Raw genomic sequence first — 24,511 nt, forward strand, 5'->3', positions numbered from 1 at the left:
GTTCCCGGTGGGTGGGCGCGGCGGGTCCGTCAGGGCCGTGACCGGCGGATGCGGGTGGCGGCCAGGGTCAGGGCCGTTCCGGCCAGCAGCACGCACACCGCGATACCGGCGGCGACCGGCGTGCCGTCGGAGTCCCCGGTGGCGGCCAACTGTCCGCCGCCCGGCCGCGGTTGCTCCGTCGGCTCGCTGCCGCCGCCCGACTCCGCGACGACCTTGATCCCGGTGGAGCAGTGCGGATCGGTGGAAGCCGGGGCGCAGTTGGTGTCGGCGGTGTCGGAGGTGACGGTGTTGTTCAGGTGCTGGTCGCCGTTGTCCGGGTCGTGGACGGTGGCGCTGTAGGTGAGGGTGACGCTCTTGCCCGCGGGTACGTCGCCGGACCAGTTCAGGTCCGGAGCGTCGTAGGCGACCGAGCCGGAGGAGGCGACGGCGTCGCCGTTGTAGTCGGCGTCGTCCAGGACGTCGGTCAGCGGGTCGCTGAAGGTGACGTCCTTGCGGTCGCTCGTTCCCGGGTTGGACACGGTGATCTTGTAGTGGACGGTGTCGCCGGGGGCCACGGTGTCGCCCGCGTCGGAGGTCTTGGTGATGTCGAGCGGCTGCGGCTGCGGCTGCGGCTTCGTGACCGTGACATCGGCGGAGCAGCCCGTGGCCTCGGTGACGACCTGGCAGTTGGACAGGCCGTCGGGCACCGGGGACGCGACCGTGTTGGTCATCTTGTGGTCGCCGTCGTCCGGGTCGTCGACCGTCATCGAGTACGTGATGACCGTGGACTCCCCGCTCTTGATCTCGGGAATGAGCAGGTCCAGATCCGGCTCCGTGTACGAGACCCGGCCGGGGCCGCTCACCACCTTGGCGTCGTGGTTGTAGGTGGCGTCGTCCAGTGCGCCGCTCAGGTCGTCGCGGAGGATCTGGTCGTAGTGCGTGAAGCCGCTGTCCCCCTTGGAGTCGACCCGTACGGTGTAGGTGACCGTGTCGCCAGGCTCCGCCTCGGAGACGTCGCTGCTCTTGGTGATGGAGAGTTCGCTCACCTCCATGGACCAGTGGCAGGAGGCGGCGGTGGAACCCTCCGCGCAGTTCGAATCGGCAGGGCCGACGATGCCGTTGTCCAGGCGCTGGTCGCCGGTGTCCGGATCGTCGACGGTGACCGAGTAGGTGATCGTCACGGTGCGCCCGGCCGGCACGTCGCCCGACCAGGTCAGGGTCGGCTCGTCGACGGAGACGCTGCCCGAGCGGGCCTTGGCGTCCCCGTTGTAGCTCGCGTCGTCCAGCACTCCGGACAGGTCGTCCTTGACGACCGCGCCGGTGTAGTCGGTGGCGCCGTTGTTGGTGACCCGAACCCGGTACGTCACCGTGCCGCCGGGCCTGACGGCGGTGCCGGTCCCGTGGCCCGGGTCGGCCTCGGCGTCCTTGGTGATGGTCAGGGCCTCGCCGGCCCGGGGTGCCGCCGCCGACGGGGGCGCGGCCCCGAGGCCCAGTGCCGCGCCGAGCGCCATCACGCAGACGAGTTTCCGCAGCCACGCCGCTTGGAGCGATTCTCCGCCGCGATGCATCGCTGACTCTCCTTCACATCCGGGTACACCGGATGACAGCGTTGCATTTAATACGGACAAAACCGTACATTCTATTCGGTGGGGTCCGGTAGTCGGCCCATTCGGCGTGACCGGATCACACCAGGTCGAGCACCGGCCGCAGCCCGTCCGGACGCTCATCGGCCGGCAGGTGGTCCACGAAGTGCAGCGCGCAGCCCAGCGCCGCGGCGCCGCCGTCCGCGTGCCGGTCGTCGCCCACCATCAGCGCGTCACCGGGCGCCACGCCCAGCTTCTCGCAGGCCGCCGCGAACAGCCGCGGGTCCGGCTTCGCCACACCGTGCCGGTACGACAGGACGTACGCGTCGACGAACCCGTCGAGACCGTGCCCGGCGAAGACGGGGCGCGGGTCCCAGCCGATGTTGCTGACCACGGCCACCGGGACGCCGCGCTCGCGCAGACCGGCGAGCACCTCGCGGGTGTCCGGGTAGGGACGCCAGGCGGCGGGCTTCATGTGCCGGTCGTACAGGGCGTCGTAGAGCCGATCGTCGGGCAGCGGCACCTGGCGGGCCAGGCCCGTGTACGCGGCGCGGTGCCGCGAGGCGTCCACGTCGCGGACCGCGACGAGTTCGGCCAGGTGCTCGGGGACGTTCACCTGATGCGTGCTGCCGCCCGGCAGCGCTCCCGCCGCCTCCAGGCCCTCGACCGCACGCGTGAACTCCTCGGCCGGCAGGGTGAGTTCACTCGCGTCGAGCACGGCGCGCAGCCAGGACTCGGTGGATTCGATGCGGAAGAGCGTCCCGGAGAAGTCGAACAGCACGGCTTTGATCGTCATGCCGTCGATCCTCCGACGTGCCGAACGCCCTGGTCAAGCACGGGCATTGGGGGCGACCCACCTGTCGTACGCCGCCGTGGACACCGCCACGGTCAGCGCCCCGAGCAGCCAGCCGGCCAGCACGTCCGACGGCCAGTGCACGCCCAGCCACAGGCGGGTCAGGCCGACGCCGAGCACCGACACCACGGCGAGCGTGAGCGCGGTGCGCCACAGCGGGCGACCGGCCCCGTGGCGCCGCAGCAGCCACAGGACCAGCCCGCACACCACGGCCGCCGTCATCGCGTGACCCGAGGGGAACGCCGCGTAGTGCGCCGAGTCCACCGGGTCGCGCCACACCGGGCGCGGCCGGTCGACGGCCGACTTCAGGCCCTGTTGCAGCAGCGCGCCGATCAGGCAGGTGGCCGCCACCCAGCCCGCGAGCAGCCAGTCCCGCGACCGCCGTACGAGGACCAGCACGATCACCGCGCACAGGGCCCGCATGGTCCAGGGGTCCCACACCCAGTCGGTCAGGACGCGGTTGACGTGCGTGACGCCGGGTTCGGCGAGGGCCCGGCCGTGCAGCGAGCGGGCCACGTCCCGGTCGAGGCGCATCAGCGGGCTCCACCGGAGCGCCACCAGGACGAGCAGGAGGGCGGAGGGCAGGGCCAGCGCGGCGGTGAGCGCGAGGACGGGGCGGGGGCGTCGGGGCGGGGAGGCGGGCCGTACCGGGTGCATGGGGACGATCCTCGCTCACGGGGCGTCGCGCGGGCCATCCCGGTGGGCGGCGCGGCGTGGTGTTATCCCAGCGCCCGCAGGGCGGGGACGAAGGTGACCAGGAGGGGGACCAGGGGGATCAGCGCCGCGGCCGCCGTCAGGCGCAGCCGGTGCGCGGGCGTCAGGCGCGAGGGCGGCGCGAGCAGTCGGTGCACGCGCTGCGGGACCTGCGTGTGCGGCGTCGGGCAGGGGCCGAACACCCCGCGGTCCTCGTTGAGTTCGACCAGCGCGAGCGCGATGCTCATCCGGCCGAAGCGGCGCGAGGCGACGTCGTCGGCGGCCAGCTCCACCAGCCGGTGCATCTCGTCGCGGAACGAGGCGAACACCGGGACCTGCGGAAAACCGGAGGCCAGCGCGCCCGAGCAGTGCAGCAGCCAGTCGTGCCGCCACCGCGCGTGACCCGTCTCGTGCGCGAGCACCGCGTCCAGCTGACGCCCCTTCAGGCGCTGCAACGCGGCCGTGGTGATGACCAGTTGGGGCGTCGCGCCCGACATCCACCAGGCGTCGGGGCGCCGGCCCTCCAGGATCACGAGGCGGTCCGGGCCCGGCTCCTCGCCCGGCAACAGCGGTGCGCGCTCCAGCAGTTCGACCCGCCGCGCGCGACGCCTCGCCCGCGCGGCCCGTACCTCGCGCACCAGCATCGCCACCGTCCACACCCCGCCCAGCGCGAGCGCCACGGCGACGATCGCGGCCCAGCCTCCGGTGGCGCGCAGCGCGTACGCGTCCACGACCCCGTTCGGCGCGGGCGCGAACACGTGGCCGCGCACGGCGCTCCAGGCGGCCGCCGCGCTCAGCGTCATCGACAGGGCACAGCACAGCAGCACGCCGGCCACCACGCACTGCCACGCCCACAGCGCGACGATCGGCTCCCGCTCCGTCCAGTCCGCGCGCGCGAGAAGCCTCGGCGCGACCAGGGCGGCGAGGGCGCCGAGCAGCAACAGTGCTACGGGGACGGTCATGGCCGTCACCCTATGAGGCGAGCGCTACCCACGGGTATGGCCTGGCGCGTCAAGTGACGCACGCCACGGTTTCGTTGATCGTCGGCCGGGTCGCCCGTCATGTCATTCGCCGCGTCGTTCGTCACATCGACAACAGCATCGCCAGCATCCCGATCCCCATCGAGAGCCGGCACGCCCGCGCCAGCTCCGGGCGGTCGCCCCAGCCGGTCGCGGCCACCGGACCCGCGGGCGCCGCGGTCGGGACGAGGCGGGCGCCCGACCACAGGACGTAGACCGTGAAGTAGAGCAGGAGGGCGCCCGTGAGCACCGGGGCGCCCGCGCCGCCGTGGTGCGCGTGGGCCTCCGGGCGGACGGCCATCGCCACCGCCATGTACGCCATCGCGAACGTGCCCACCAGGTGGTGCAGGTGATGGCCGCCCGCCCGGGAAGTCCACAGGGCGCGGAGCCCGGCGGCCCCGAACACGGTCGCGTACAGCAGCCACGCCCAGTGCGGGGGCGTGAGCACCGCCGCGGGCACGGCCATCAGCGCCATCCCGAATCCCATCAGGGCCTCGCCGCCGGCCGTGCGGCGCTGCTCCTCGACGTCGCTGCGCAGGCGCAGCAGGCAGTACGCGCCGGTCGCCGCGCACAGTGCGACCAGCAGCCAGGCGGCCGAGAGCGGTCCGTGCACCGGGTCCCCCATCTGTCCGTCTCGTTCTGACTCTCTTGCCTTGTCTCGCGTCGTCGGTGTCCGTCCAGGAGATGCCCCGGCGGGCGGGGGCGTAAGGCGGCGCAGAGAAGCACGGATGGTCGCGCAAATCATTTACGGGTAAAACACCTGCTAAGCTTTCCTTATGAGCAGCACACCTCCGTCACCTCGCACCCCCGCCGTCCATCGCCTCCCGCTCGCCGGAGTGCTGCGCCTCAACAAGCCGTCCGACGTCTGGCTCAAGCCCGCGACCAGCGTGGTCGTCGCCACCGCGATACCGAACATGGCGCTGCTCGCCCTGGGCCGGCTCGACCTGGCCATGTACACGATGGCGGGCAGCCTGTGCGCCCTGTACGGGCACAACCTCCCCTACGCGGCACGCGCGCGTGCGCTGGCGTGGGTGGTCGCCGGGATGCTCGCGAGCGTCGCGGTCGCCATGGTCACCGCCTCGCTCACCTCGTCCGCGGCCGTCCTCGTCGCCATCGGCGCGCTGCTCGCCGCCGCGCAGAAGGGGCTGTGCGACGCCACCCGGATCGGACCGCCGGGACACCTGATCTTCACGTTCATCAGCTCCGCGACACTGTTCGCGCCGCAGGCCATCGGGCAGGTGCCGGGCCACCTCGCGCTGACGCTGGCCGCCGGCGCCGTGTCGTGGATCGTGGGCATGGCCCCCGCCGTCGTCCGCCCCCACGGGCCGGAGCGCCGTGCCACGGCCCGCGCGCTGAACGCCGCCGCCGCGTACGTCGAGCGGCCCGAGCACGCGCCCGCCCGAGGTGCGGCGGCCGCCGCCGTGCACGCGGCGTGGCAGTCGCTGCTCGCCACCGGGGCGCGCACCGAGGCCCGGCGCGCCCTGGAGCGGCTCGTGCTGCGCGCCGAGGTCGCCATCGCGGCGCCGGGCGACACCGACGCGGACCGGCTGCGCGCCTGGGCGGGAGGGCTGCGGGGCGCGGGCTCGGTGCCGCGGCCCGAACGCATCGCCGGGATGGACGACGAACTCCTCGGCATCGAGGCCGAACTCGCGGGCGGGAAGCCCTCGCTGTGGCGCCGTATCGGCCCCGGCTCGCCGCTGCTGCCCATCGTCCTGCGTACGTTCGTCGGCTGCGCCCTCGCCGGGTACGGTTCGCTCGCCCTCGGTGTCGGCCGCCCCTACTGGGCCCTGGTCACCGCCGCGTCGATCTACCAGGCCAACCTCACGCTGTCGTGGAACCGCGGCGTTCAGCGCGTCGTCGGCAACATCGCCGGTGTCCTCGTCTTCGCCGCGCTCGTCCCGCTCGCCCACGCCAGCCGGCTCGCCCTCGTGCTGTGCTGTCTCGCCTGCGCGTTCGGGGCGGAAGCGCTCATCACCCGCAATTACTGGCTGGGCAGCCTCTGCGTGACGCCGATGGCGCTCCTGGTCACCGAGTTCGCCCGCTACCAGGAGCCCGGTGAGCTGATCGGCGACCGGGTCATCGACACCCTCGTCGGCGCCGTGCTCGGTGTCGTCGCGGCGATCGCCGTCACCAACCGGCGCGCGACGGACGGCATCGAGCAGGCCCTCGCCGCGAGCGACACCGCCCGCGAGAGCGCCGAGCGCACCCTCGCGCTGCCCGATCCCGGCCACGCCGCGCTGGAGACGGCGCGCCGCGGCCTCACCGCCGCCCTCGTCGAACTGCGCGCCGCCGCGGACACCGCGGCGGGCGAGTGGTGGCAGCGTGCCCTGCCCGAGGAGCGGGTGCTCGCGGCCGAGCAGTCCGGGCACCGTACGCTCGCGGCCACGGTCCGGCGGCAGGCGGAACACAGCGCCCCGAGTGGTGCTGGCGCCCGGCAGTGGCGGATAGTGGCGGACGCACAACGTTCGGCCGATGAGGAAGGTCCGGTCAGGCAGGCATGAGCACGCAGCAAGGCGCGGCGGCGACGGGGCCGCTCGACATCGTGTCGTCGGTCGTACGGCAGTGGCGGGCCGTGCGCCCCGACATCGACACGGCGCCCATGGAGATCATCGGCCGCATCAACCGGTGCGCCGCGCTGCTCCAGCAGGCCGAGGACGCGCCGCTGCGGCACGCGGGCCTGACCAGGGCGGAGTTCGACCTGCTGGGTACGTTGCGCAGGACCGGCCGCGAGCTCACGCCCGGCGACCTCGCCCGCGAGACGTTCTCCTCCGGCGCCGCCGTCACCAAGCGCCTCAAGCAGCTCCAGGAGCGCGGCCTCATCTCCCGCCGCGGCGACACCCGCGACCGCCGCGTCTCCCACCTGAGCCTGACGGACGAGGGCCGCGCCCTCGTCGACGAGGTCCTGCCGAGTCAACTCGCGTACGAGGGGGCGGTCCTTTCGGGTCTGGGCGAGGGCAAGGACGCACAACTCAGCGATCTGCTGGGGGAGTTGCTGCTCCAGCTGGAGGGCCGGCTGGGCGCGGGCCCGCACTGACCGCCCCCCCCGGACTCCGCTCGACCCCTACGCCTCGTGGGCGACCGCGCCCGCGCCCCGTCGCCGCCCCTCCACCGCCACCAGCGCGAGCGCCAGCGGACCCGGCACCAGGAACGCCAACGGCAGCATCATCCAGGTGCACAGCCCGCACGTCGCCACGGCGAGCAGCACGAGGCCGGTGCCCGGCAGGTCGTACGTGGCGTCCCGGACGGCGGCGCGCAGGGCGGCCCGCCAATCCGTGACCGACTCCGCGCGACCGCACGCCCGAAGCCCCACGGCCAGCGCGCCCGCCGCGAACAGCCCCGCCGCACCCGCGAACACCGCCGCCCCCGGCAGCCCCGCCCCCGCGAGCGCCGCGTCCGCCGCCACCAGCCCGAGCGCGAGCAGCAGCACCGCGCCCGCCCCCACGTCTCCCGCACGGAACCGGGCGCGCAGCTCGGCGACGTAGCGCCCCGCCGTGCTCGGCCGGTGCTCGGCCGCGCCGCGCAGCACCGCGCACGCCGTGGAGAGCGCGGCGGGCGCCGTCACCAGCGGCAGCGAGACGAGCGCCGTGACCATGCCGATGCTCAGGACGTCCGCGAAGAGCGACATCCGCGTGCCGAACACCTCGCCCGGCTGCTTGCGCCCCCTCATCCCTTGACCCCCGAACTGGCCATGCCCTCCACCAGGAACCGCTGGAAGGCGAAGAAGAACAGCACGATCGGCAGCAGCGCGAGCACCGACATCGCGAACATCGGCCCGAACGACGACTGGCTGGACGCGTCCACGAACGAGCGCAGCGCCAGCGTCAGCGTGAACTTGTCCGGCGTGGACAGATAGATGAGCTGCGTGAAGAAGTCGTTCCACGTCCAGATGAACGTGAAGATCGCCGTGGTGATCAGCGCCGGCCGTGTCAGCGGCAGGATCACCGAGAAGAACGTGCGGTACGGGCCCGCGCCGTCGATCGTCGCCGCCTCCTCCAGCTCCCGCGGAAGACCGCGCATGAACTGCACCATCAGGAAGACGAAGAACGCCTCCGTGGCGAGGAACTTCGGCAGGATCAGCGGCCAGTAGGTGTTCACCATGCCCAGCTGGTTGAACACGATGTACTGCGGGATCAGGACCGCGTGGTGCGGCAGCATGATCGTCGCGATCATGAAGCCGAACAGCGGGCCGCGCATCCGGAACCTGAGGCGCGCGAACGCGTACGCGGCCAGCGAGCAGCTCAGTACGTTGCCCACGACCGCGCCGCCCGCGATCAGCAGGGAGTTGGTGAACAGCCGGCCCACCGAGACGCCGTTGACGCCGTCCAGGGCCGTCGAGTAGTTCGACCACTCCAGGTGCGACGGGAGCAGCTTCAGGCTGGCGATCACCTCGGACGCCGGCTTGAACGACGTGGCGAGCAGCCACGCCAGCGGGTACAGCATCACGGCGAGCGCGACCAGACAGCCGACGTGCAGGGCGATCCGGCGCCAGGGCCGCGGCTTGCTCAATGACGTGGGGGCGGTGGCGGCGCTCATCGGGCGGCTCCCTCGGGCTCGTTGGCGTAGAAGACCCAGTTGCGGGAGGTCTTGAAGAGGATCGCGGTGACGCCGCCGATGGCGAGCAGCAGCACCCACGCCATCGCGGAGGCGTAGCCCATGTGGGAGGCCGTGAAGCCGCGGTCGTAGAGGTACAGCGTGTAGAAGAGCGTCGAGTCGGCGGGGCCGCCCCTGCCGCCGCTGATCGCGAAGGCCGGGGTGAAGACCTGGAAGGCCTGGATCGTCTGCAGGACCAGGTTGAAGAAGAGGACGGGGGACAGCATCGGCACGGTGATCGACCAGAACTGCCGCAGCGGCTTCGCGCCGTCCACGGCCGCCGCCTCGTACAGCTCACCGGGGATCTGCTGAAGGCCCGCCAGGAAGATCACCATGGGGGCGCCGAACTGCCAGACCGTCAGGAGCGCGACCGTCAGCAGCGACCAGCCCGGCCGGTTGATCCAGCCGCCGCCCCCGAAGAGATGGGAGACGGGCCCGCCGTCGTTGAAGATCGCCCGCCAGACCAGTGCGATCGACATGGACGCGCCGAGCAGCGACGGGGCGTAGAACGCCGAGCGGTAGAAGGCCTTGCCGCGCTTCATCGACTTCAGGGCGAGCGCGACGACCAGGGCGAGCGCGAGTTGCAGCGGCACCGCGATCACGACGTACGCCAGCGTCGCGCCCACCGAGCGCCAGTAGCGCGGGTCCTCGGTGAACATCTGGACGTAGTTGGAGAAGCCCACCCAGTGCGGCGACGTGAACATGTCGTAGTCGGTGAACGACAGATACAGGGAGATCAGCATCGGGGCGGCCGTCAGGACGCTCGCGCCCAGCACCCAGGGGGAGAGGAACACCCACGCCGCGCCCTCACCCCTGCGCTTGCGGCGGGCCGGAGGCTTCGCGGGCGCCGACGCCGCCTCGGCCCTCTCCTTCTTCGGCTCGGTCGTCAACGTGCTCATCGCAGCTCCGCCTTCAGTTCGGTGAGGTAGTCCTCGGCGGCCTCACGGGGGCTCAGGTGTGCGTAGGAGACCTGGTCGTAATCGCGCTGGAAGGTCGTCTGCAGCGAGATGTCACCGGCCGGCGGCGCCTGCGGCGGCGTGGAGACCTTGTGCTTGATCGAGTCCTGGTAGTCGGCGATCGTGCGGTCGAAACCGGTGAGCTTCGGCTCCAGTTCCTTGCGCAGCGTGTCGTTGACGGGGAGGCCGCGGTTGGCGCCGAGGATCTTCGCCGCCTCCGGGTCGTTCACCAGGAAGTCGATCAGCTCGGTCGCCTCCTTCGGGTGCGCCGTGTGCGCGGAGGCGCCGACGAACATCGACGGCTTGAAGTACTGGCCCGGCGTGCCGTCCTCGCCCGAGGGCATCGCCGCGAGCCGCACGTCGTCACCGAGCATCGGCTGGTAACCGCTCGCCGGGGCGTCCCAGTTGATGTCGGAGGCCGCCGTGCCGCGGCCCAGCGGGGTGTTCTCGACCGTGCCGTCGAGCTGGGTCGTCTGCTCGGCGGAGGACACGGCGCCCTGGCGGCGCAGCTTGTCGGCGAACGTCCAGAACGTCGTCAGGTCGCCGGCCGTGAAGCCGGGGGCGCCGTCCTTCGTGTAGAGCGCCTTGCCGCGCCCGCGCAGCCACACCTCGAAGGCGTCCTCGCTCTGCCCCGGGTCGGTGGCGCCCGCCTTGTCGGTGCGCTTCGCGACGGTACGCACCGCGTCCGCCCACTCGCTCCAACTCCAGCCGGGCGTGGGTGCCTTGAGCCCCGCCTTGCGCCATAGACGCGCGTCGTAGACAAGCGTCATGGCGCCGCGGCCCTGCGGAATCGCGTACAGGGTGTCGTCGACCCTGCCGGTGCGCAGCAGCCCCTTGTCGATGTCCGAGGTGTCCAACTGTCGCCGCTGCTTGCCGAGATCGAGCAGCACCCCGCCACGCGCGTACTGGTCGATCTGCCGGTAGTCGAGCTGCATCACGTCCGGCGCGTCACCACCCGCGGCCTGGGTGGCGAGCTTCTGCTTGTACGAGTCGAAGCCGGCGAACGACGTCTACACCTCGACGCCGGGGTGTCGCTTCTCGAACAACTGCACGGCCTTGTCGGTGCGTTGAGCCCGGTCGGGGTTGCCCCACCAGGTGTAGCGCAGCACGGTCTTCCCGCCACTCATGGCGGTGTCGGCGTCGCCGCCGCAGCCTGTGGCCAGGGTGAGCGCGCCTAGTGCGAGAGCGAGGGCGCCGGCCCAGGACCTCGTCGTCCTGTTTCTGGGCATGCCGAAGTCACGCCTCCTTGCGGTGATCAATTCCGAGGGTGCGGTGGGGTGTTGCGATGCGTTGCGTTGCGGAGAGAGTCCTGCGGTGAAGACCCCGGCGCGGCACTCGCGAACCGCGCCGGGGGAGGCGCTCAGCGGGCCAGCGTCGCGCCCTCGATGCCGTACTCCTCGCGGCGCCCGCACATGCCCAGGCCGCCGTGGCGGGTGGGTGTGGCGGTGTGCGCGGTCGACGCGGACAGATAGCCGTCGGCGTCGCCCCTCTCCAGGGCGTCGAGCTGGGCGCCCGTGCGCTCGGCGGTGGCCAGGGCGCCGGTGCGCCACAGCTCGCGCCAGGCCGCGACGCGCGGGCGGACCAGTTCAGCCGCCGCCCGCTGGAACGCGCGCAGCGGTTCCGCGTCGCCCGCCGCCAGCGCCTCGCGCAGCGGCAGATACCCCTCGACCGCGAGATCCCGGCGGCGCAGCGCGGCGGCCTCCGCCTCGGGGCCCGCGGGACCGGGCAGAGCGGCAGCGGCCGCGTACTTCTCCGGGTCGGCCAGATACTCGGGCGGGAACGTGAACACCGCGTCGCCCGCCTCCGGCAGCCCGCTGTTCTGCATCAGGACGGTGATCCGCAGATCCTCGCCCTGGATCATGCGGTGCACCGTGCCCGGCTCGAACCACGCGAGCGAACCGGCCTCCAGGGGCGTGTCCCGGTAGCCGTCCGGGCTCAGCGTCTGAACAGCGCCGCGCCCGCCCGTCACGACGTACGCCTCCGTGCACACCAGGTGCAGATGCGGACTGCCACCACAGACGCCGTCCGCCGCCTGCCAGTCGTACGCGGAGATGTGCGAGAGGCCGATCCCGCCGGGCAGCGGCCGGTCCAGGCCGGAGGAGGAGTCGGGGCTCACCACGGGAGCTCCTTCAGGCGGGTGGTGACCTGCTCCTTGTCCCAGGCGCCGTCGGCGACCACGATGCGGTACCGGTAGCGGAACGTCTCGCCCACCGGCAGCGCGAACTCCTCGAAGAACGCCCAGGAGAACGCGACCGTCGGGATCGGCTCCGCGCGTACGAACCAGTGCGACTCGTGGATGGCGTCCGCGTTCTCGGGCGCGTGCGTGAACACCAGCGTCGAGTGCCCGTCGACGTCGTCGTGCTCGCCGGTGAAGGCGACCCACGGCCCCTGCGTGCCCATCAGCGCGCCGGGCGCGTCGTACGTCGCGACGGACCCGCTCGCGTCCTCCGGCTCCTCGGGCCCGAAGACCTTGCCGCCCGTGAAGTCGCGCGGCCCGCGCCACTGCAGACCCGTGTAGCCGGCCATCTCGCGCCCCGCCGTGGTCGGCGAGCCGAAGCGCAGGGCCTCGCCGTCGGCGCGGGTGTTCGTCAGCTCGATCGACCAGTCGACGGCGTACGAACCGGAGTCCGGGTCCACGGAGTGCACCCGCACACCGCGCACCTCGCGGGCCCACTCGTCGCCACCGTTCTCGACCCAGGTCAGCCGCTCGGTGAAGGTCAGCTCGTCGGCACCGGCCTCGACGGCGTCGAAGCCGTCGTGCCGCATCGAGCCGATGCGGTCGGGCAGCGGGAGGTAACCCTCGCCGTGGACATAGCAGTTGCCGCCCCAGAAGTTCTGCCCGGACAGGTGACTGGCCGTCATCTGAAGGCCCTTGTGCCAGCGGTGGTCGTTCGGCCGGTAGCCCGAGACGAGGTTGCCGGACAGGGTGCGCAGCGGATGCACGTACGGCTTGCGGGCCTCGAAGGCCTCCGGGTCCGGCTTGTAGACGTAGGAGAAGAGGTCCGTGCCGGTCGCGGCGGCGCGCACCACGACGCGGTCGCCGTGGACGTGGGTGACCTCAAGTGACTTCTCGGCGCTGCTCACTGCTTCGGGGCTCACTGCTTCGGGCTCCAATCCGGGTGGTCGCCGTGCATCGCGGCGTAGAACGGGTCGCCGGGGCCGATCTCACCGGCCGCCACCGCTTCACCGGTGAACGCCGACTTGTACAACGCGGCGGCGAACTCCAGTGTGGTGCGGGCGCTCTGGCCGCTGCCGGGCGGACGGGTGCCGGCGTCGTACGCGTCGAGCAGCGCGGTCAGCTGCGCGGCGTGCGAGCTGGGCACGTCGGCGGTGGGCGCGGGCGGCTGCTCGGTGCCCGGGGCCGGGGTGTAGCGCCAGTCGTCGTTGTTGTGCCCGTACAAGTGCGTCAGCTCGACCGTGGCCTTCTCGCAGTCGATGCGGATGCGGCTCGTCTCGTCGGGCGAGAGCACGGAGTTGACGACCGTACCGAGGGCGCCGTCCTTGAACCGGACGAGCGCGGTCGACACGTCCTCGCTCTCCGTGTCGTGCACCAGGCGGGCCGCCATCGCCCGGATCTCGGTCCACTCGCCGAGCAGGTGCAGCATCAGGTCGTACTGGTGGATGCCGTGGCCCATCACGGGGCCGCCGCCCTCACTGGCCCAACGGCCGCGCCAGGGCACCTCGTAGTAGGCGGCGTCGCGGTACCAGGTCGTCTGGCAGTGCGCGACGAGCGGCCGGCCGAGCGTGCCCTCGGTGAGCAGCGAGCTGGCGTGCACGGCGCCGGAGCCGTAGCGGTGCTGGAAGACGACGGACGCGTACGCGCCGCTCGCCTCCTCGGCGGCCGCGATCTCGTCGTACTCGGCGAGGGAGAGGGTGAGCGGCTTCTCGCAGAGCACCCAGGCGCCGGACTTGAGCGCCGCGACGGTCTGCTCGCGGTGGAAGACCGGCGGCGTGCCGATGAGGACGAGATCGGGCCGCGCCGCTTCGAGCATCGCGGTCAGATCGGTGTGCACGGAGACGTCCGCGAATCCGGCTTCGGCGGCCTGGGCGCGGAAGGCGTCGAGGCGGCCTGGGTCCACGTCGACGGCGGCGACGAGTTCGACGCGGTCGCGCAAGGAGGTGAGAGCGGGCAGGTGGCTGCCGGTGACGATCGCGCCCGTGCCGACGACGGCGGCACGCAGACGGGATCCCTGGCGGGAAGGGCTTGGCATGCGGGTTCCTCGCGGAGAGCTGACGGGGGAAAGCGCTTTCCGTTGGCGTTGACCCTAAGCGGGTGGTGCGGGTCCGGACAAGGGGGTCCGAGGGTGCGAACGCGGGGTTCCACCTCGGACGCGGCTCCTTGATCACCGGAGGGCCTCGACGCGGCCGGGGTTGCGGCGTTGAAACGTATCAGTCACTTCCTGTACCGCTCCCGGAAAGCTTCCGGAATCCATTGACAGAGGCGTACGCGGCGGGTTCGTATGGACCCGCCTGCGGGTCGATCGTCCGTCGCCGTCGAGCACGGAGCCGTAAGGCCGCCATCAATGGAGCGTTTCAACAGCGATCACGACCGTCTGTTGGGCAAGCGCTTTCTGCCAGTGCTGTGGCCGGATCAAGCCAAGGAGAGCCATGAGCGTGACCGCGTCAAAGGAGTCGCGTACCGCGGATGCGCCCGCCGCCGGGCGGGCGATGTGGAGGAAGGCCGCGGCCAGCGGCTGGGTCGGCGGTGCCCTCGAGTACTACGACTGGTTCATCTACGCCCAGGCGGCGGCGCTCGTCTTCCCGGGGATCTTCTTCCCGGAGGGCAACGCGACGATCGCCGTGCTCGCCTCGCTCGGCACCTACGCCGTGGGTTACGTCGCGCGCCCCATCGGCGCCGCGGTGCTCGGGCACTGGGGCGACAAGAAGGGCCGCAAGAACGTCCTGGTCCTGGCCATGCTCCTGATGGGCGTCTCCACGTTCCTGGTGGCGTTGCTGCCCACGTACGGCCAGGTCGGGATCATCGCGCCGATCCTGCTGACCCTCGTCCGCCTCGTGCAGGGCTTCGCCGTTGCGGGCGAGCTGAGCGGCGCGGGCGCGATGATCATCGAGCACGCTCCGCACGGGCGGCGCGGCTTCCTCGCGAGCTTCGCGCTGCACGGGACCGTCGCGGGGCAGATCCTCGGCGCCGCGATCTTCCTGCCCATGTCGATGCTGCTGTCCGACGAGGCCTTCAGGTCCTGGGGCTGGCGCATCCCGTTCGTGCTCAGCGCCGTGGTCGTCCTCGCCGGCTACCTGATCCGGCGACGCGTCGAGGAGACCCGGACCTTCGAGGAGCAGCGGGAGAGCGGCCCCGAGGCGCACAAGGTGCCGCTCGTCGAGGCGTTCCGGGAGAACTGGCGGGAGATCGTCCGCGCGGTGTGCATGACGCTCGTCAACGTCATCGGCGTCACGGTCTCGGTCTTCGGCGGCGCCTACGCGACGCAGTCCGGCTACGGCGTCGGCATGAGCACGAGCGTCTACCTCTGGATCCAGATCGCCGCGAACGTCGCGGGCATGTTCGTCGTCCCGGTCTTCGGCCACCTCTCCGACCGGTTCGGCCGCCGCCCGATCATGATCGGGGGCGGTCTGGTGGCGGGCCTGCTCTGCTACCCGTACCTGTGGGCGGTCAGCTCCGACAACGTCCCGCTGACCTTCGCCCTCGCGGTCCTCTCCTGGGGCGTCGCCTACCAGTCCTGGAACGCCACGTTCGCCTGCTTCTTCCAGGAGCTGTTCCCGGCGGCCCGCCGCGTCACCGGGTTCGCGCTGGCGCAGAACATCGGCCTGGCGATCGTCGCCTTCCTGCCGACGATCTTCACGCTCGTCGCGCCGCCCGGTTCCTCGAACGTGCCGCTCACCATCGGCACGCTCTGCCTCGTCATCACCGTCGTCGCCTCGATCGCGACGTGGAAGTCCCCGGAGACGTACCGCGTCCCGCTGGACCGGCTCGGCGGCCCGGACGCGCGGCCGCTGTCCCGCGAGGAGTACGAGGAGCTGCGCGCCGCGGGCAGGTGAGCGCCGCGGGCACGGCGCCGGGTGGCGGCGCCGTGCCCGCGGACGGTCGGTCAGGTGATCGGGAGCTCCGGCTTCTCGGGCGCCATCGAACGGCCGTCGACCTGCGCCGACACCACCTCGTGCAGCTCCTCGGGGGAGAGGTAGGCGTCGGTCATCTCGAAGTCCCGGAGCGTCGCGGGGCGGTGCCGCTGGAAGCCGGTGCGCACGAAGTCGTCGCCGGCGACCGCGTTGAGGCCCCAGTTGGCCGCCGTACGGAACCGTGCCGTCAGGGTGCGCAGCGCACCCAAGTGGTAGCCGCGCGCCACGACCTGCGCCGGCAGCCCCGTCAGCTGGATGCCCAGCGGCTTCGACACCGCCTGGATGCCGCCCAGGTCGACGACGAGGCCGAGGTCCTTGTGGCGGTAGGGCGCCAGCGGGGTGCCGCGCACCGAGGCGAGGATGTTGCGGGCCGCCGCCCAGCCCTGCCGCATCGCGTGCTGCGCGGTCGGCGGGCACATCGCGTCGCCGCCCTTGACGAGGTCGGGCACGGCCGCCGCGTCGCCGAGCGCGAACACCCCGTCGAGCCCGGGCACGGTCAGCTCGGGCGTCACCACGAGCCGGCCGCGGTTGGTCTCCGCCCCGAGGGTCGCCACGAGCGGGCTCGGCGCGACACCGGCCGTCCAGATCAGCGTGTGGCAGGGCAGCTCGCGCCCGTCGGTCAGCGTCACCGTGTCCTCGGTGACGCTCGCCACCGACACCCCCAGCGAGACGTGCAGGCCGCGCCGCTCCAGGATGTCCATCGCCTTGTCGCCGAGCCGCTCGCCCAGCTCCGGCATGAGCTTGGGCGCGACATCGACCAGGTGCCACTTGATGAGCGCCGGGTCGAGCCCGGGGTAGCGCTTGACCGCCGCGGTCGTGAGCCGTTGCAGATACGCGGCCGTCTCCGTGCCCGCGTAACCGCCGCCGACCACGACGAACTGGAGCCGCGCCTCGCGCTCGGCCGGGTCGGAGCTGGCCGCCGCCAGGTCCAGCTGCGTGATCACGTGGTCGCGGATCCAGGCCGCCTCGCCGAGCGTCTTCACGCCGACCGCGTACTTGTCCAGGCCCGGGATGTCGAACTGGCGCGTCACGCTGCCCGGCGTCAGCACCAGGTAGTCGTAGTGCTCGACGCTGACCTCGCCGTTTATCTTCCGTACGACGACGGCCTTCGCCTGCGGGTCGACGCCGATCGCGCCGCCCGGCACGATCGAGGTGCGCCGCAGCATCCTGCGCAGCGGCACCGCCACGGACTGCGGGGTGAGAACGCCGGAGGCCACGTGCGGCAGCAGTGGCAGATACAGCTGGTGCGCGGTGGGGCTGATGAGCCGCAGCACCGCCTCTCCGGGCTTCAGCTCCTTCTCCAGCTTGTGCGCGCACTCCATCCCGGCGAATCCCGCGCCGATGATCAGGATCCGGGGGACGTTCGACGTACGGGAAGCGCTGGTGTTCCGCGGAGTGGTCATTCGGATCTCTCCTGGGGTGGGCTGCGTGGGACCGGTGGGGCGTCGTCGATCCCTGCGTATCCGGATTCGGCACACCCGAATCCCGAACTCACGCCATCCTGCGTCCCGCGACGGTCCCCCGCACGCTCACTTAAGGCCCCTGCGGCGATTGAGCAGCGGGGTCCGGGCCGGAGCCCCGTGGCGCCGACCACGACTCCCCGCACCCAACCCGGCCTAGACCGTTCGAGCGACGGCCGGGGCACGCCGGCGGGGCGTGAGTGTCCCCGGCCTCAGATCCCCGGCCGGTACCGGATCGGATGCTCCTGCGGCACCTCGACGAGGACGATCTCGTGGCCGTCCGGGTCCGTGATCCACATTTCGATGAGGCCCCACGGCTCCTTGACCGGCTCGCGGACCACCGTGACGCCCCGCCCGGCCAGCTCCTCGTGGGCCGCGTGCACGTCCGCCACCTGCATCCACAGCTTGAGGCTCGGCACCACGGGCTCAGCGGAGCGGCCCGCCAGTTCAAGGAATCCGCCGCCCAGGAAGTACACGGTGCCCCGCTCGGGCCCGGTGCCGAACTCCCGGTACACCGCGAGGCCCAGCGCCTCCCCGTAGAACACCCGCGACCGCTCGGGGTCGGTCGGCCGGATCAGGACCCTGCTGCTCAGTACGTGAACCATGCCGACGGAGCGTAGTGCGCTCGCGTTAATCTCGACGGCGGCCCGCACGCCCGTCGTCCCTCAATCTGGAGGCCCTCACATGACCACCGTCGACCTCGTCTTCCGTGACGCCGGGCCCGAGGACGTCGACGTGCTCGTCGCCCTCGTCGAGTCGGCCTACCGAGGGGACTCCAGCCGGACCGGCTGGACCACGGAGGCGGACATCCTTGAGGGGCAGCGGACCGACCCGCAGGGCGTGCTCGAGGTCATCGAGGACCCCGACAGCCGGCTGCTCACGGTGGAGCGGGACGGCGAGGTCGTCGCCTGCTGCCAGCTGGAGCACCGCGGGGAGCACGCCTACTTCGGCATGTTCGCGGTCAGCCCCGCCCAGCAGGGCGCGGGCCTCGGCAAGACGATCATCGCGGAGGCCGAGCGCAGGGCCCGCGAGACGTGGGGCGTCGGCGAGATGCACATGACGGTGATCGACGCCCGCGAGGAACTCATCGCCTGGTACGAGCGCCGCGGCTATCGCCGTACGGGACGGTTCAGCCCCTTCCCGTACGGCGACGAGCGCTTCGGCATCCCGCAGCGCGACGACCTCAGGTTCGAGCTGCTGGTCAAGCCGCTGGTCTAGCCGTCAGGCCGTGAAGCGGCCCGTGCGTTTGATCTCCGGGTAGTCCGTCGTCGCGCCGTCGAGGCCGAGGGCCCGTACGAGCCGCAGATCGTCCTGGGTGTTCACGACCCAGCCGATGATCCGCAGGTCCGCCTTGCGGGCGTGCTCGACGATCTCCTGCGTGAGCCGCCGGATGTTGAGCACCAGCGTCGTGGCCCCCGCGGTGACGGCCCGCTCGACGACGCCGGTGCCGTAGCGGCTCGCGACGAGCGCCGTGCGCACGCCCGGCACGAGCCGGGCGATCTCGGCGATCGCCTCGTCGTGGAACGAGATCACCTCGACCCGGTGCACCAGGTCGCGGCGCAGCATCACGTCGGCGAGGGCCCGCGCCGCCGCCGTGTCCTTGATCTCGGCGTGCAGCGGGGCGTTGACGGCGTCGAGCACCTCCTCGAAGACCGGCACGCGCTCGCCGCGCCCGGCGTCGAGGCCGCGGATCTCCGCGAGGGTCTTCTCGGCGATCGGCCCGTGGCCGTCCGTGGTCCGGTCGACGTCGGCGTCGTGCATGACGATGAGCGCGCCGTCCTTGCTCAGGTGCAGGTCGAGCTCGATGATGTCGAGCCCCCCGCGCTCGGCGGCGACGAAGGACCTCAGGGTGTTCTCGGGTTCGACACCCATGGCTCCGCGATGTCCGATGGTGAGGAAGTTCAAGGTCGTCTCGCCTCCGTCGACTGCGGCTCGATGCTGCCGCGCGGACGCGACAGACTCGTACACTAACGGGCCGTCCGCGTCAGGGAACCGTGCCTGCGCGATGCACCGGAGTCGTGGGTTCTGCCGCCCACGACCCCGAGGATCAATCCGGTGATCACGGCGGCGACGAGGACGGCACGGGTACTCATGGCGGATGCGCCTCCGGGCGGTGCGGACAGGGCTTCGGCCCGTCCTACCGGGCGGGTCACCCTCGGCGCGAGTTCGCTCACCCGGTGGTGGGCGCGTCCCCGTCCACGTTGACATCGGGGGCGGAGGGCAGCGCGTCCAGGTCCGCCAACATGCCGCGCGCGAGCTCGACTTCGGCCGCGAGGTGCCGCTCGCTCCAACGCAGCGCGATCTGCGGATGCGCCCACGCCTCCACGCCCTCCGCCCGCGCGAGCGCGTCCCGCACCTCCTTCAACTCGCCCTCGGTGCGCGCTATATGCTCCTCGACCAGGGTGCGCAGGCGTCCCGGGGCGGCGAGATGCCCCAGCCATACGCGCAGCAGCACCGGGTGCCGCAGCGACACGGCCGCCGTGTCCCGGTCGCCGGCCGCCCACGCGGCGAGCGCGTCCCTGCCCGCGCGCGTGATGGCGTACGTGCGCTTGGTGCGCGGCTCCTCCGGGCCCGAGCGCCTGGACGTGGCGTAGCCGAGCCCCTCCAGCCTGCGCAGCTCGGCGTAGATCTGGCTGAAGGCGGGGGAGCCGTAGAAGAAGCGCAGCGACGCGTCCGCCCACTTCTTCAGCTCGTACCCGGTCCGCTCGCCGGGCGGGAAGGACAGCAGCCCGAGCACGGCCCAGGCGGTCGGCGGCAGCTGCGTGGTCGGCATGGCTCCGCATTGAAGCCAGCCGAGGTCACGGGCGCAAGACCTACCGCCGGCGCAGCTGTGCCGAGAGGTGGTGCTGGAGCGGCCGGCCGACGGCCGCGAGGTCGTGGGTGAAGGTGAGGGTGCCGTCGTCGTTGAGGGTGTAGCGGCGCCCCGTCGCGTCGACCTGCTTGGCGGTCGGCGTGAGGCCCACGGAGTGCGTGGCCAGCTCGACCGTGCCGCCGGTGGCGGCGCCGACCATGACCTCCGCGATCCCCGTGGGCTGCGTGATCAGCGCCTCGACGCGGCCCTCGGGCTGAATCCGCCACCAGCCGCTCTCGCGCGCGGCGGGCCGCACGGGGGCGTCATCCCCGTCGATCAGCCAGGCCCGCGCCTCGTACCGCAGGAAGGGCCGGCCGTCGTGGCTGAACGTGACCTCCTGCGCGTACGTGAAGTCGCTGTCCAGGGTGGGGTATTCGCCCCGGCCCCGGCCGTGCCAGTCGCCGAGGAGGCCGAGGACGGGCGCGAGCAGCGGGTGCGGCTCGGGGGTCTCGCCGTACGGGTACGCGGGCGCGGGCGCGGGGTCGAACACGGGTGGCTCCTGGGGCTAGGGGGTTACCGGGGAAGCGTAGAGCGTGTCCGGACCGGCTGTGCGGAGCGTCGTGCCTCTTCCCTTCTCTGACGGGCCGTCATATAGCTATTAGTCATATGGCACTCCGTTCGGCCCCCGGGAGGGAACCGTGAAGTTCAGCGTCATCTTCGAGGCACAGCTCGCCGACCCCACCGTGGAACGCGAGCACCAGTTGCTGCGCGACAGCGTCGAACAGGCCGTGTTCGCCGAGGAGATGGGCTTCGACCGGATCTGGGCGGTCGAGCACCACTCCCTCAAGTGGTACGCGCACATGTCCGCGCCGGAGATCTTCCTGACCTGGGTCGCGGCGCGGACCTCCCGCATCCGCGTCGGGCACGGCGTGGTGTGCATGCCGTTCAACTTCAACCACCCCGCGCGCGTGGCCGAACGTGCCGCGATGCTCGACCTGTTGTCCGGCGGGCGGCTCGACCTCGGGGCGGGTCGCGGCGGCACCACGCAGGAGACGTCGCTGTGCGGGGTCGACAAGGAGCGGACCACGCAGGAGGTCGAGGAGGCGCTGCGGATCATCGGGAAGGCGTGGGAGAAGGACGAGTTGGAGCACCACGGTCCGCTCCTCGACATCGACCCGCACCCGATCCTGCCCCGCCCGGCGCAGACCCCGCACCCGCCGCTGTTCCTCGCGTGCAGCCGCACGGAGACGCTGCGCCAGGCCGCCGAACTCGGCGTCGGCGCCCTGGTGATGGGTTTCGCGGGCCCGGAGGCGATCGCCGACATGCGCGGCGTCTACGACGCGGCGATCGCGGCCCGCACCCCGGAGCGCCACGTCTCCTCCGTCGTCAACGACCACTTCTCCGTGCTCTGCCCGACGATCGTGCTCGACGACCGGGAGACGGCTCGCAGCATCGGCATCCGCGGCCAGCGCTTCTTCGCGCAGTCCATCGGGCACTGGTACGGCGGCGCGGGCATCCCCGACGAGGCCGTCGTGGAGGGCGCGGACGAGGCGGAGGAGATGCGCCGGGCCGCCGAGCAGGTCGTCGCCCGCCTCAACGAACACCACATCCCGGTCCGCCCCACCGCCACGGCCACCTTCAACGCCGACCACGCGTACGGCACGGCCGACGACGCCATCGCCTACGTGGAGCGCCTCCGCGACGCGGGCGCCGACGAGATCATGTGCTTGATCCAGATGGGCACGGTGCCGCAGGAGGCGTGCATGGAGACGCTGCGGCAGTGGGGCGAGAAGGTGATCCCGCACTTCCGCGAATCGAGCCTTTCCGTGGCCAACTAAGCCCCTCCGGGGACAAATCAAGCCCCTCCGGCGATTGAGGAGCGGGGTCCGGGGCAGAGCCCCGAGACGTCACCCCGGGTGGGCGGACCCCACGGCCCCGCCCACCCGGTTGGCAGCCACCACCGATACCAAGGAGCCGCCCATGCCCACCAACCCGGTCGACCGCCTCGCACCCGAGGCCCGGCCCCTCGTCGACGCCATCGCCGCCGCGTTCCCCGACCTCGGGGGAGCCGTCACCGACGCCGCGGAGGCCCGCAGGATCCTCGCCGCCGCCCCCGATTCGCCGTTCCCCGCGCCCGTCGTGGGGGCCGTCGAGGACCGCGAGATACCCGGGCCGCCGGGAGCGCCCGCGATACCCGTGCGCGTGTACCTGCCGGAGCCGGATTCGGCGCCGGGCCCCCGCCCCGTCGTGGTCTTCTTCCACGGCGGCGGCTGGGTCATCTGCGACCTCGACAGCCACGACCACACCGCCCGCGCCCTGTGCCGCGACGCGGGCGCCGTCGTCGTATCGGTCGACTACCGGCTCGCGCCCGAGGCCCCGTTCCCGGCCGCCGTCGAGGACGCCTACGCGGCCGTGTGCTGGGTCGCCGACCACGCGCGCGAACTCGGGGCCGATCCGGGGGCGTTGACGGTGGCGGGCGACAGCGCGGGCGGGAACCTCGCCGCGGTCGTCGCGCAGATCGCGCGTGACGAGGACGGCCCGGCCATCGCGCGCCAGGTCCTCGTCTACCCGGCCACCGACGCCCGCCAGAAGTCCGGCTCCTTCGACGCCAACGCCGAGGGCTACTTCCTCACCGCCGCCCACTGCGGCTGGTTCCGCGAGCAGTACCTGGGCGCGGACGGCGACCCCGCCCACCCCCACGTGTCGCCGCTGCTCGCCGAGGACCTCGCCGGACTGCCCGCCGCGCACATCGTCACCGCCGGCTGCGACCCGCTGTGCGACGAGGGACGGGCGTACGGCAAGGCACTGCGCGACGCGGGCGTCGCGGTCACGGAGGCCCACTTCCCGCAGATGTTCCACGGATTCTTCGGCTTCCCCGAACTCCTCGAGGACTCCCGGCAGGCCTTGGCCGGCGCGGCAGAGGTGATTGCCGTTACCGCCCGTCACAGGAAAAACGGCGGTGATCAAGGGGGTAACGCAGGATAATTTCCCGAGACTCCTCTTGTGGTCGAGAACCTCGCGCGCATACGGTGTTCCTACGCGAGGTTCTCCCGTGGAGGTTGGGGCATGACGGAAATTCTTGTGCAGGTCGGCGCGGAGGGGACGGATTCTCCGGTCCAGATGGCCGGGCCCAGGGTGGTGGACCACCCGGCCTGGCGCTTGCTCAAGGATGCCGTGGAGGAGTTCCGGCCGCTGCAGAGCAAGGACGGGTCGGTCGACTTCGAGGCCGACGGCGCCCCGGCGAAGGCCGACGCCGAGCGGATCGTGGGCCGGATCGTCGCAGAGGTCGAGGAGCTCGCTCCGCTGCTGCCGCACGACGCCGCGTACCACGAGGCGCTCGTGCGCGACCTGCGCCGCTGGGCGGACGGCGGCTTCGAGGTCCCGGACTTCCTGGACTCGCTGCTCGCCTTCCAGCCCGCCGCGCAGCGCCGGGACGGCCTCCAGCACCTGGTGCTCTTCCCGATGTACACGCAGAACGGCAACCCGGACCGCAATCTGGAAGCCGTCGTGCTGCGCATGGTGTGGCCGGACTGGCTCGCCGAGCTGGAGGCGACGCGCTACGACAACCCGCTGTTCTGCGGCATCACTTTCGAGGACTTCACCTCCGGGTACGACACGAACTCGGCGGTGCTCTTCCCCGAGACGATCGCCGTGCGCGAGGCACCCGAGCGTTTCTCCTGGGGCGGCATCTTCTGCGACCGCGAGGCGGCCCGCTTCCGCCGCGTCACCGAGGCCGCCGTCGACATCCTCGGCGTCGAACTGCCCAAGGACATCGAGGAGATGGTCGCCGACCAGGACCGCTGCCAGCAGGCGTTCGTCCTGTGGGACATGGTCCACGACCGCACGCACAGCCACGGCGACCTGCCCTTCGACCCGTTCATGATCAAGCAGCGCCAGCCGTTCTGGATGTACGGCCTCGAAGAGCTGCGCTGCGACCTCACCGCCTTCAAGGAGGCCGTGAAGCTGGAGGCCGACGGCGTCCCGCAGGGCCGCGACGTCCAGTACGCCGTGCTCTTCGACCGCATGTTCCGCTTCCCGGTCACCGGCGAGCGCGTCCGCAATTACGACGGCCTCGGCGGCCAGCTCCTCTTCGCGTACCTGCACAAGCACGATGTCGTGCGCTGGACGGACAACAAGCTGCACATCGACTGGCGGCGCGCCCCCGAGGTGACCAACCAGCTGTGCGGCGAGATCGAGAAGCTGTACCGGGACGGCATCGACCGCCCGAAGCTGGTGCACTGGTTCGCCGCGTACGACCTGGTGTCCACGTACCTGTCCCCGCACCCCGGCTCCCGCTGGGCGAAGGGCCCCGACGCCCTGGACACGTCCCTGCCGCCGCGCAAGCTCGTGGACGAGGTGCTTCCCGACGAGTTTCCGCTCAGCATGTTTTATGAGGCGCTTTCGAAGAAGCTGAAGACTGTGATCGCCTCCACGAAGGGGATCACCGCGGAGAGCGTCGAGCGGGTGGCCGCGTGAGCCACCGGGAACAGCAGCAGG

At 72.0% G+C, this 24,511-nt stretch carries 24 protein-coding genes and 1 pseudogene; 7 read left to right on the plus strand and 18 right to left on the minus strand.

What is annotated here, in order from left to right:
- Positions 1–29: 29 nt before the first annotated feature.
- The 5 genes from ACP4E5_RS38740 to ACP4E5_RS38760 all read right to left on the minus strand — a co-directional run bounded on the left by ACP4E5_RS38740 (position 30) and on the right by ACP4E5_RS38760 (position 4,740).
- Complete coding sequence (locus ACP4E5_RS38740) at positions 30–1,547, minus strand: DUF7927 domain-containing protein (protein WP_425837519.1); 1,518 nt, start codon at positions 1,545–1,547, stop codon at positions 30–32.
- Positions 1,548–1,662: 115 nt separating this feature from the next.
- Positions 1,663–2,358: an HAD family hydrolase gene (locus ACP4E5_RS38745; protein ID WP_425837521.1), complete on the minus strand. Its 696-nt coding sequence runs from the start codon at positions 2,356–2,358 to the stop codon at positions 1,663–1,665.
- Positions 2,359–2,391: 33 nt separating this feature from the next.
- Positions 2,392–3,072, minus strand: a complete 681-nt coding sequence (locus tag ACP4E5_RS38750; protein WP_425837523.1) for a phosphatase PAP2 family protein — start codon at positions 3,070–3,072, stop codon at positions 2,392–2,394.
- Positions 3,073–3,134: 62 nt separating this feature from the next.
- Entirely contained in the window at positions 3,135–4,070 is a 936-nt protein-coding gene (locus ACP4E5_RS38755; protein ID WP_425837525.1) for a M56 family metallopeptidase, read from the minus strand.
- Between the two features lie 121 nt (positions 4,071–4,191).
- Complete coding sequence (locus tag ACP4E5_RS38760) at positions 4,192–4,740, minus strand: DUF5134 domain-containing protein (RefSeq protein ID WP_425841982.1); 549 nt, start codon at positions 4,738–4,740, stop codon at positions 4,192–4,194.
- Positions 4,741–4,903: 163 nt separating this feature from the next.
- Between ACP4E5_RS38760 and ACP4E5_RS38765 the strand changes: the two genes are divergently transcribed.
- Positions 4,904–6,628, plus strand: a complete 1,725-nt coding sequence (locus ACP4E5_RS38765) for an FUSC family protein (protein ID WP_425837527.1) — start codon at positions 4,904–4,906, stop codon at positions 6,626–6,628.
- Positions 6,625–7,161, plus strand: a complete 537-nt coding sequence (locus tag ACP4E5_RS38770; RefSeq protein WP_425837530.1) for a MarR family winged helix-turn-helix transcriptional regulator — start codon at positions 6,625–6,627, stop codon at positions 7,159–7,161. The genes ACP4E5_RS38765 and ACP4E5_RS38770 overlap by 4 nt, the downstream gene beginning before the upstream one ends.
- A gap of 27 nt (positions 7,162–7,188) precedes the next feature.
- Here the strand turns inward: ACP4E5_RS38770 and ACP4E5_RS38775 are convergent, their stop codons facing one another.
- The 7 genes and pseudogenes from ACP4E5_RS38775 to ACP4E5_RS38805 all read right to left on the minus strand — a co-directional run bounded on the left by ACP4E5_RS38775 (position 7,189) and on the right by ACP4E5_RS38805 (position 13,884).
- Entirely contained in the window at positions 7,189–7,794 is a 606-nt protein-coding gene (locus ACP4E5_RS38775) for a hypothetical protein (protein ID WP_425837533.1), read from the minus strand.
- Positions 7,791–8,660 carry a carbohydrate ABC transporter permease gene (locus ACP4E5_RS38780; protein WP_425837536.1) on the minus strand — a complete coding sequence of 290 codons (870 nt, stop codon included), beginning with the start codon at positions 8,658–8,660 and terminating at the stop codon, positions 7,791–7,793. The genes ACP4E5_RS38775 and ACP4E5_RS38780 overlap by 4 nt, the downstream gene beginning before the upstream one ends.
- Positions 8,657–9,616: a carbohydrate ABC transporter permease gene (locus tag ACP4E5_RS38785; RefSeq protein WP_425837539.1), complete on the minus strand. Its 960-nt coding sequence runs from the start codon at positions 9,614–9,616 to the stop codon at positions 8,657–8,659. The genes ACP4E5_RS38780 and ACP4E5_RS38785 overlap by 4 nt, the downstream gene beginning before the upstream one ends.
- Positions 9,613–10,902 (minus strand): annotated as a pseudogene (locus ACP4E5_RS38790) (ABC transporter substrate-binding protein). The gene ACP4E5_RS38785 and the pseudogene ACP4E5_RS38790 overlap by 4 nt, the downstream one beginning before the upstream one ends.
- 131 nt (positions 10,903–11,033) lie before the next feature.
- The gene (locus ACP4E5_RS38795; RefSeq protein ID WP_425837542.1) at positions 11,034–11,789 is read right to left on the minus strand and encodes a cupin domain-containing protein; all 756 of its coding nucleotides are present in this window, start codon (positions 11,787–11,789) and stop codon (positions 11,034–11,036) included.
- Entirely contained in the window at positions 11,786–12,772 is a 987-nt protein-coding gene (locus tag ACP4E5_RS38800) for a DUF6807 domain-containing protein (protein ID WP_425837545.1), read from the minus strand. The genes ACP4E5_RS38795 and ACP4E5_RS38800 overlap by 4 nt, the downstream gene beginning before the upstream one ends.
- The gene (locus ACP4E5_RS38805; protein ID WP_425837547.1) at positions 12,769–13,884 is read right to left on the minus strand and encodes a Gfo/Idh/MocA family protein; all 1,116 of its coding nucleotides are present in this window, start codon (positions 13,882–13,884) and stop codon (positions 12,769–12,771) included. Before ACP4E5_RS38805 ends, ACP4E5_RS38800 begins: the two co-directional genes overlap by 4 nt.
- A gap of 403 nt (positions 13,885–14,287) precedes the next feature.
- On the opposite strand from ACP4E5_RS38805, the gene ACP4E5_RS38810 reads away from it, so the two are divergent.
- On the plus strand, positions 14,288–15,685 hold the full coding sequence (locus tag ACP4E5_RS38810) for an MFS transporter (RefSeq protein ID WP_425837550.1): 1,398 nt from the start codon (positions 14,288–14,290) through the stop codon (positions 15,683–15,685).
- A gap of 50 nt (positions 15,686–15,735) precedes the next feature.
- Here the strand turns inward: ACP4E5_RS38810 and ACP4E5_RS38815 are convergent, their stop codons facing one another.
- A complete protein-coding gene (locus ACP4E5_RS38815) occupies positions 15,736–17,166 on the minus strand; it encodes an NAD(P)/FAD-dependent oxidoreductase (protein ID WP_425837553.1) in 1,431 nt (476 codons plus the stop codon).
- A 269-nt stretch (positions 17,167–17,435) separates the two neighbouring features.
- Positions 17,436–17,828: a VOC family protein gene (locus tag ACP4E5_RS38820; RefSeq protein WP_425837556.1), complete on the minus strand. Its 393-nt coding sequence runs from the start codon at positions 17,826–17,828 to the stop codon at positions 17,436–17,438.
- 79 nt (positions 17,829–17,907) lie between these two features.
- Here ACP4E5_RS38820 and ACP4E5_RS38825 point away from each other — a divergent pair, with 79 nt between their 5' ends.
- Complete coding sequence (locus tag ACP4E5_RS38825) at positions 17,908–18,441, plus strand: GNAT family N-acetyltransferase (RefSeq protein ID WP_425837559.1); 534 nt, start codon at positions 17,908–17,910, stop codon at positions 18,439–18,441.
- A 3-nt stretch (positions 18,442–18,444) separates the two neighbouring features.
- Here the strand turns inward: ACP4E5_RS38825 and ACP4E5_RS38830 are convergent, their stop codons facing one another.
- The 4 genes from ACP4E5_RS38830 to ACP4E5_RS38845 all read right to left on the minus strand — a co-directional run bounded on the left by ACP4E5_RS38830 (position 18,445) and on the right by ACP4E5_RS38845 (position 20,564).
- Positions 18,445–19,128 (minus strand): glycerophosphodiester phosphodiesterase, encoded by a 684-nt coding sequence (locus tag ACP4E5_RS38830; RefSeq protein WP_425837561.1) that lies wholly within the window; start codon positions 19,126–19,128, stop codon positions 18,445–18,447.
- A 62-nt stretch (positions 19,129–19,190) separates the two neighbouring features.
- Positions 19,191–19,316: a hypothetical protein gene (locus ACP4E5_RS38835; RefSeq protein ID WP_425837564.1), complete on the minus strand. Its 126-nt coding sequence runs from the start codon at positions 19,314–19,316 to the stop codon at positions 19,191–19,193.
- Between the two features lie 77 nt (positions 19,317–19,393).
- On the minus strand, positions 19,394–19,996 hold the full coding sequence (locus ACP4E5_RS38840) for a PadR family transcriptional regulator (RefSeq protein WP_425837567.1): 603 nt from the start codon (positions 19,994–19,996) through the stop codon (positions 19,394–19,396).
- 40 nt (positions 19,997–20,036) lie between these two features.
- On the minus strand, positions 20,037–20,564 hold the full coding sequence (locus ACP4E5_RS38845; RefSeq protein WP_425837570.1) for a nitrobindin family protein: 528 nt from the start codon (positions 20,562–20,564) through the stop codon (positions 20,037–20,039).
- Positions 20,565–20,712: 148 nt separating this feature from the next.
- Here ACP4E5_RS38845 and ACP4E5_RS38850 point away from each other — a divergent pair, with 148 nt between their 5' ends.
- The 3 genes from ACP4E5_RS38850 (at position 20,713) to ACP4E5_RS38860 (ending at position 24,490) form a co-directional block, all read left to right on the plus strand.
- A complete protein-coding gene (locus ACP4E5_RS38850; RefSeq protein ID WP_425837572.1) occupies positions 20,713–21,852 on the plus strand; it encodes an LLM class flavin-dependent oxidoreductase in 1,140 nt (379 codons plus the stop codon).
- 142 nt (positions 21,853–21,994) lie between these two features.
- On the plus strand, positions 21,995–22,999 hold the full coding sequence (locus ACP4E5_RS38855; RefSeq protein ID WP_425837575.1) for an alpha/beta hydrolase: 1,005 nt from the start codon (positions 21,995–21,997) through the stop codon (positions 22,997–22,999).
- A gap of 81 nt (positions 23,000–23,080) precedes the next feature.
- Entirely contained in the window at positions 23,081–24,490 is a 1,410-nt protein-coding gene (locus ACP4E5_RS38860) for a DUF6421 family protein (protein WP_425837578.1), read from the plus strand.
- Positions 24,491–24,511: the final 21 nt, after the last annotated feature.

This window comes from Streptomyces fractus (assembly GCF_049844455.1).
Classification (GTDB): domain Bacteria; phylum Actinomycetota; class Actinomycetes; order Streptomycetales; family Streptomycetaceae; genus Streptomyces; species Streptomyces fractus.